Raw genomic sequence first — 1,393 nt, forward strand, 5'->3', positions numbered from 1 at the left:
GGTCGTGTCGCGAATGTGGTGGAAATTGGCGAGCAGCGCGCTCCGAGCATGTAACGTTGGCTCCGGTCAGGCCGCGAGGTCAAGAGACATCGGCACGAGAGGCTGAGAAAGGGTTTCCCAGCCATCGACTTTTCGCATCTGGATCTGCCCTGACGCCAGGAGCGCCCAGAGCAGCACCGGCACGGTTTCAGCGCAGGGCAGCACGGTCTGGGTCTTGATGCGGCGGCGGAACTCCTCGTTCAGACGCTCAATGGCGTTGGTGGTCCGTGCGGATTTCCATTGCGACGGATCGAGGCGGGTGAAGCTGAAGAGGCGATCGCCGGCCTCCTCAAGGCTATCGGCCACGGCCCGGCACTTGAGCTTCCACTTGCGGAGGAAGGCCTTGCGGCGCGTCTCGATCTCGGCGGCGCTGTCGGCGTAGATCATGTCGCGGTAGTCTTCGCTCAGCTCGTCATGCAGGCGCTTGGGCGCGTGGCCAAGCAGGTTGCGGTGCTTGTGAACCGTGCAGCGCTGGATGGGCAGGTCCCCGCCCCAGAGCGCCACAAGCGCGGCTTCAAGGCCGGGGGCGCCGTCAACGATTACGAACTCGGGCCGCCTGAGGCCCCGCGCGTCCAGATCGGCGAGGAATTGGCTCCAGGCAGCCGTGCTTTCGCCGCCCATGTTCCTGATCGAGAGGAGCACCTTTTGTCCGTCGCGCCGAACACCGATCGCCGCCAGCACCGAGATGTTGGTGGCCTTGCGGTCCAGCCGGGTCTTTATGACGGTGCCGTCGAGGATGAGCCGCACGATATCCTCCTCGGCCAGGTCGCGGGTGGACCAGGCGTCCCAGTCGACCTTCACCTTGCGCCAGGCCCGGCTGACCACGTCCTTGCTCACCGCCCCCTCGAACAGTCCGAACAGCGCCCGCTTGACCCGGCGCGTGTTGGTGCCGGCCAGGTAGACCGCCGCGATCAGGGCCTCGGCCTTCTTTGTCAGCCGCCTGTAGCGGGGCAGTGCCTTCGAGCGCCATTCGGTGATCTTGCCGGCTTCGTTCTCGATCCGAGCACGAGGAACCCGCACCGTCTCGGTGCCGAATGTGCCGGTCAGCTGCCGATCGCGGTGCCCGTGGCGGTAGCCCCTGGCCCGCTCATTGCCGCGGCCGTAACGAAGCCGACCAAGAAAGGCGGCAAGTTCCTCTTCGAACATGGCTTCAATGGTGGCCCGGACATTCGCCCGCAGGCGATCCTCGATCGGATCATACCCGCCTGCGTCGGGCAGCGGCGAAAAGGACGAGCTATCGGTATTCTGCTTCATGGCGTGATCTCCCTGGCGGTTGCCGCCGCCGGTTGGGTGGGTGTTGGTTCACCCGGAGATTACGCCGCCAGACAATTTCTACCACTTCCGAGACACGACC

Annotated in this window: 1 protein-coding gene; it reads right to left on the reverse strand. The window is 65.3% G+C overall.

All coding sequences use genetic code 11. From position 1 onward, the window contains the following. Positions 1–66: 66 nt before the first annotated feature. A complete protein-coding gene (locus FA740_RS19475; RefSeq protein WP_136858432.1) occupies positions 67–1,293 on the reverse strand; it encodes an IS256 family transposase in 1,227 nt (408 codons plus the stop codon). Positions 1,294–1,393 lie beyond the last annotated feature (100 nt).

The sequence above is a fragment of the Paracoccus hibiscisoli genome (assembly GCF_005048265.1).
Lineage (GTDB): Bacteria > Pseudomonadota > Alphaproteobacteria > Rhodobacterales > Rhodobacteraceae > Paracoccus > Paracoccus hibiscisoli.

What these genes read in the sequence shown, in the direction of transcription:
- FA740_RS19475 (WP_136858432.1), bottom strand. Translation starts at nt 1,293, where the DNA reads ATGAAGCAGAATACCGATAGCTCGTCCTTTTCGCCGCTGCCCGACGCA.